A 6,000-nucleotide genomic window follows, 5' to 3' on the forward strand; every position below is an offset into this window, starting at 1 on the left:
AGACTACCCTGCCTGATGTCTTCAACCGGCGTATAGAACCGGTGTCGGTCAGCAGCATTCCCATCTAAGGGGGTCGCCGTTACGACGTTCCCATCTACAGCGTCAACGCGCCAAAGTCGGTTCCGATTTTCTACCACAGAGCCGGGTTGGATATTGGGGGGAAGTTGTGAGCTCATTTGTTGGAACTTAAGACAGTGCTTTGTGGCTACTGAAGATGTTTACAACCTGCAAGGAGAACATACTTATCTCTACCGGGAATGGAATTAGTGCGAAATAACGCGCCGGGCAGATGACTATTCAAGTAGCTCCTAAAGGAGAGAATTTCCAATTTTTTGCTTCTAACTTCCCCTACCTCTTCGAGTGATTTCAACTTGCTGTCCCCAGGTGATGGTAGCATCACGGATCACCACCACGCGGAGGCGACCCGGGTACGACAGGCTACGGATTTAAGCGATACTCCAAGACTCCCCGTTAGCGCAGTGTGAACAGTTGTAGAACCGACCACTCGAAATCAACGAATACAGAGACAGAGTCACACGATCACGATGACGCGACGAGTATGAGCGAATCGAGCAACAATCGGCCGGATTGGTTGAGTCCACAGGAATGCCACGAGACGGTTGATCCGGCCACACGGGAAGCGGTGTTTGACGAGTATTCCCGTCGCTGCCGGGTGTGCGGACGACGCGATCAGGAGAAAGGCGGGTTAGCGAAGCTGCAGGTCCACCACATCGAGCGGAATCTGGACGGAATGGATGAGCACGATATAGACAACCTGACGTTACTGTGTCGGTCGTGCCACAGCTACTTTCACCAGCAAACCACGTCTGCGGTTGCTCCGGTTGAGATCACTGCGGAGGAACAGACGATGCTGCTCCCGCAGGACATCGAGATCCTCCAGTAGTTAACAAACGCGGGTCCAGCGCGAACGGGTGACACCGCTTCCGGAGTGCCGACCGACCTGTCGGTATCCGCAGTTCGTGAGCGGTTGTGGGTGCTGATGGGGACTCGACATCCCCGTCGAAACCCGCGACCGGCAGATCGTCGATAAAGACGTTGAAACCCGGGAATAGGAGCTCACCGAACAGATAGAGAACTCCGCTCGCGGGCACATCGCGGATGACCCGCAACTGTTGCTCCAGCGCATGGAGGACGAGCAAGTGAGGCAGGCACTCGAACGCGGGTGTGATCGGAGCGATATCATTGACGTGTTCGATGTCTCACGGCGCCCGACGTTCAACAAGCAGAAGCCCGCCTGTGTGTACGACTTCCCCTTGTCCGCGTCCAATCGCGGGGAGCGGCCGACCGACAGCGACCGGTCGGACCGCAGTCCCGACAGGACTGACACACCAGCCAAAGAGGGCCATGAACAGCAGCGGCTTGGCGCAGTACCTGAACAGGATCCGGACTCGCTGGGCCGGAAAGAAACGTGGGGACTCGAGACTAACTCAGAAACACGGCCCTCGAATGAGAGTGTGGAAGATACTGATCAAGCAGTGATCGAGAACGGTGCCGACGAGGAACTGCGCGTACATTTGCAGTACGCAATTGATGCGCTGCAAGAGGTAGAACAAGCACTGTAGCAATCGTCCGTGGAGCGCAGGGTTTGAGTCCTGAATTCCGCGTAGTTGGCGATCCCGTCTGGAAACAGGCCGAGCAATCAGGACTGGGTGTGACGCGGTCCGACGAGTTATGATTTGTTCAGCTCAGAGACGAGTTTGTGGGCTTTTGCGGTTGGCTGGACCTTACTGTTGGTGTCGCGTTCGTAATACTCATCGAGTTCTGAGTTGAGGTATTGCCAAGCCTCTTTTCCGGTCTGGAGTCCCCACGCGTCGGCTAATTCACCGTTTGATGTTGGGGCTAACTGTACGATATCTTTGACTCGGGAGCGGAATTGCGGGTCACCGGGTGTGGTGCGAGTTGGGTCGTCGCCAGAACCGTTCCCAGTACCGTTAGTAGTAGTAGTCGTGCTACCTGAGTCGGGAGACTTTCCAGTCGGAGGTTCGATGATGTCGGGTTGGTCACGCGACTCAGGTGCGGGTACGTCGGATGGATCGATCCCGTCAGTCCAGAGCCCGCCGCCCCAGTTGAAGACGCCGCCGCGCTCGCTCGCGTATCGGATGAATGCACGGAGGGTGTTTTGCCACGGCGCTTCGTCTTCGATGGCAGTCTGGTTTCCGACCATGATGAACTGGTCTTTTGGCCGGGTACAGGCGACGTTGAAACGGTTCTGATTCCCGGAAAATTGCAGTCCGTATTTTTCGGTGTTGACCGCGCTAAAGAGGATTGTTTCTCGCTCACGGCCTTGGAAGCCGTCAACGGTTGAGACTTCGACATTGCCGTAGTCGGAGAGTTCGTCGCTGATCAGAGTGCGTTGGCCGCGGTAGGGTGTGATGACGCCGAGTTCGGACTCGTTAACGCCCTGCTCATCTACGAGATGGGCGACGAGGTCTGCAACGACATCAACTTCTGCGGTGTTGACGGAGCCACTGAAGCGCTTGCGCCAGGCTTGCTCGCCGGCGACGTCCACGAACGTTACCGGTGGGCCGTCACAAATGGCTTTGACCTTCGAATCGGGGTCGTCTCCGGGAGTCCATTCGAACCCGTTGGGGCAGGAATCGTCAATGGTGATGTTTCCGTCGTAGATGTGTTCCTGGGAGAAGCCGATGATGTCGGCGTGGCTTCGGTAGTGGTATTCGAGCCACTGATCGATGTCGTACCGGTTGCGGAGGAACGAAAAGATCGAGGCGTCGTCGGGTGGGCTGCCGTCGCTTGTTGAGAGTGTTTTGAGGACAGGTTGGAGTTGGTGGTGGTCGCCGACGACAACCCATTTGTTCGCGTTGATCATACCGAGAAGGCCGAGTGGGACTGAGATTTGGCTCGCTTCGTCGATGATGACTGTGTCGAATTGGACCTGGGCGAGGCCGCCGAGTTGGGATCGGATGATCGTCGCACCGGTAATGTCCGCGTTCTCGATAGAGGTTTTCTCCGCTTCTGATTGGAGTTCCTGAATTTTCCGACGGGTTTCGGAGAGTTTGGCTTGCTTCGCATCGATCTCTTCCTCGGCATCGCTCATCTCCGTGCCGCTCACAGGACCGGTTTCGGCCGCTCGTTGCAACACCTCATATTGCTCTTGATCGTGCTCCAGCTGATCACCCATGTTACTGATCTCTGATTTGAGATCCTCGACTTCGGCCAGCAACTCTGACACGGAGTTATCGTCACTCTCGTCAATGACTTTCGAGAGCATCACTTCGGACGTGCCCTTCGACATTTTCTCTGGCCGACCAGCCCGAACAAGTTGATGCGTGTCTCGATGGCTGAGTTTCTCAATGACGTTGTCAACCGCGATGTTAGTGTGCGAGGTGACGAGCACGGATTCGCCTCGGTTAGCAAGTTCGTGAGCGGCTTTGGCGATAACCTCGGTTTTTCCGGACCCAGGCGGACCAACGACGAGTGAGAGGTCACCGGGTTCGAGACCGAGGATGTCGGCCAGAACGGATTGCTGTGAGTCATCGAGTTCGAATCCACTGAGACTTCGCGTATCATCTAGCTCGACAGGTGTCGCCTGGGTGATTGTGGATTGATCTAGTGTGTCACACAGGCTCGGGCCATTAATAGCGAGTTTTGCCACCGTTGGATCCGGATTCTGCTCGTTATGCCAGCCTGCGAAGTCACGGCGCAGTTCTCGTAACAACCCGAGCTGCTGGGTTGTAGCGATCATCGTTTCGGAGCTGCAGACCGTGATATCCTGTCCTGCTTCGAGGCTAGTTGCGACGCCGCCCCAGTAATCAACCTGAATGTCACGGTTATTGATATTCACGACACGCCCCATGTCGTGGAGACTACCGTCTATAATCTTGCCGATCTGTCCGCCTTCTTCGATCCATCCGGGAAGCGAGGTCTTCGAGCGAAGGACAAGAAATTGTTTCTCGATATTTTGACTCAGAACGGTAACGTCAAGCTGTTCGCGCCATTTCGAGTTGCTCTGCTCTTCGCCTTCTGCGAAGACAAGTGCTGACCAGCCGGGGAATCGCGTGCCACACGTTGTGCAGCGATAACTGAACGCAGCGTCGAGTTCTTCGCCGCAGTAATCACAGTACTCGTATGGGTTCTCGTCGTCGGTATGTGCGTCTTCGATATCTTTGAGTTCCAGTGTGTTCGCATCGAAATACGTCCGGACCTTCTTAACTTCAGTAGCGATATCCCGTCGGGAGGTATCCTGAAGGAAGTCGTCGATGTAGTCTCCGAGGATTGCGAAACCCATTGTCAAATCGCCCTCTGTACGGGAGGCAACCTCTGATCCGACAGCATAGATCGTCGCGGCGACCGCGGCTTCCTTCCCGTAGCGTTCTTTACAGAATGCGATTCCTTGCGTTGGGTGTTCGTCGAGCCAGGAGACCTGTGTACCGAAGTCAGGTAAGTCGTAGTTCAGATACGGCGGCTGGTTTTCAGTAAGGTAGCCAGCATCAGAGAGCACGTTGACGAGGTGCATCGTCTCGGGAGGGATATCGAGGTCAACGGCGATTTGTTGGTACATCTGCCAAGGAATCATGCTAATCTGAACTCAATTCACACATTTATAGATTTGCCAAAGGGGTGATGAGTGGGGTTCCCATCGTAGAATTGTCTGTGTGTCTTTTTATAATGCCTAAGTGAACCGTACTGAACAGGGTGACGAGCGAGGTTCGTATCGGCGTTACGCGGTGTTTCGTGCTTCAGGTGTATCTGGGGCATACCCGGCCTTCTGCAAGTTGGTGAGGACTTGATTGATAGTTTCGAGAGTATTATGCAGGTTTTCTGTGGTACGGCCGCTGCTGAGGAATTCGTTGCTGTCGGTGTTTTCGATCAGGAGGTTGGCGTGGGCGACGTCGTTGCGGAGTTCGGTGATTTCGTGGAGACGAGAGTCTGCGCCGCCTTTTGTGGAGAAGCCACAGGTTTTCCAGCAACCTTCGACGCTGGTCACGATGGTTTCGAGGGCTGAAAACGAGGCGTAATGGATCTCTTCTAATGCGACGTTTGCTGCTTGCGCGTCTTCATACCGGTCTTCGATGTTGTCGAGTTCATTTGCGGTGACTGGCGTGGTTTTCCAGTCTGGTTTCTTGTCGAGGATGAGTTCGCGGAGATGTTCTTCGAGGTACGTGATACGGTCGAAGAGGTAGATGCGTACGGGGGCGGTGTTAAGATCGGCTCGGGTGAGGATGCCGGTGACGTGGTTGGGGCCGCCGAGGAAGTACACGGGATTCCCGATGAGTGCAGACAGGACGGCTGTAAAGGAAGTGTCCCCGCTGATTATGTAGTCGATGGTTAGCGGGGTCAGATGGTCGTCGAGGGTGTTACCGTCGTCGTCGGTTGTGACGTCGTCGGTGTGGATGAATCCGATTGGGTCGTTGTCAGCGTAGACGGGGGCGGCGTCGTAGCCGTTCTCATTTAACCATGCAGCAGCGTCACTCGGAGGCGTGTCGTGTTCAAGATATTCGACAGAGTGCGTGGCGAGTTCGGCCGCGGTGCAGTCGTAGAGGTCGCGGGGCATGTCGGTAACTGTGGAGGCGAGGGTAGTCAATCTGGGGAACATGCCTTGCAGAGTAGCGAATCGAACCCTCATCCACCACAAGTTTAATGCTCATAGGACATATATTTGTATTTGATTATGCTTAATGGGCATTTTGAGTCGGCGGGGGCGAGTATCGAATACGGGGATGCTGGTTTCCTCTTTCCCGTCGATGAACTGGATGCGACTGTCCTCCAGTACCGAGATGCCCAACTCGCGGTCGACGACGTCGATGGATCAGACGTCATCGTCGTCGCACCGACGAGCCTCGCAACCAGTTATTTCCTCACCCAGCACGCACTCACCGCGATTCCCGTCGACAATCTCCCCGCTGCGGTTCTGACCCAACTCGCCGACGAGCTTGACCGTTCCCTGGATACGTTCGAACTCATTCAGATCGGGAAGTGGAATAGTGACAGTACGAACCGTTCACTCGCCGAATTCGCGGA

Annotated in this window: 5 protein-coding genes; 3 read left to right on the forward strand and 2 right to left on the reverse strand. The window is 55.2% G+C overall.

Annotated features, from left to right (window positions below):
- Nucleotides 1-559: 559 nt before the first annotated feature.
- Both ACFQL3_RS02330 and ACFQL3_RS02335 read left to right on the forward strand, forming a co-directional pair.
- Nucleotides 560-904, forward strand: a complete 345-nt coding sequence (locus ACFQL3_RS02330) for an HNH endonuclease (RefSeq protein ID WP_377051029.1) — start codon at nt 560-562, stop codon at nt 902-904.
- A gap of 241 nt (nt 905-1,145) precedes the next feature.
- The gene (locus tag ACFQL3_RS02335; RefSeq protein ID WP_377051031.1) at nt 1,146-1,583 is read left to right on the forward strand and encodes a hypothetical protein; all 438 of its coding nucleotides are present in this window, start codon (nt 1,146-1,148) and stop codon (nt 1,581-1,583) included.
- 107 nt (nt 1,584-1,690) lie between these two features.
- Here ACFQL3_RS02335 and ACFQL3_RS02340 read toward each other — a convergent pair whose 3' ends face one another.
- Both ACFQL3_RS02340 and ACFQL3_RS02345 read right to left on the reverse strand, forming a co-directional pair.
- A complete protein-coding gene (locus ACFQL3_RS02340) occupies nt 1,691-4,555 on the reverse strand; it encodes a DUF5797 family protein (RefSeq protein WP_377051033.1) in 2,865 nt (954 codons plus the stop codon).
- 144 nt (nt 4,556-4,699) lie between these two features.
- Nucleotides 4,700-5,533 carry a CBS domain-containing protein gene (locus ACFQL3_RS02345; RefSeq protein ID WP_377051035.1) on the reverse strand — a complete coding sequence of 278 codons (834 nt, stop codon included), beginning with the start codon at nt 5,531-5,533 and terminating at the stop codon, nt 4,700-4,702.
- A gap of 117 nt (nt 5,534-5,650) precedes the next feature.
- On the opposite strand from ACFQL3_RS02345, the gene ACFQL3_RS02350 reads away from it, so the two are divergent.
- On the forward strand, nt 5,651-6,000 hold a 350-nt coding region (locus ACFQL3_RS02350; RefSeq protein ID WP_377051037.1), incomplete at its 3' end, for a hypothetical protein.

The organism is Natronoarchaeum sp. GCM10025321 (assembly GCF_042663585.1).
Taxonomy (GTDB): domain Archaea; phylum Halobacteriota; class Halobacteria; order Halobacteriales; family Natronoarchaeaceae; genus Natranaeroarchaeum.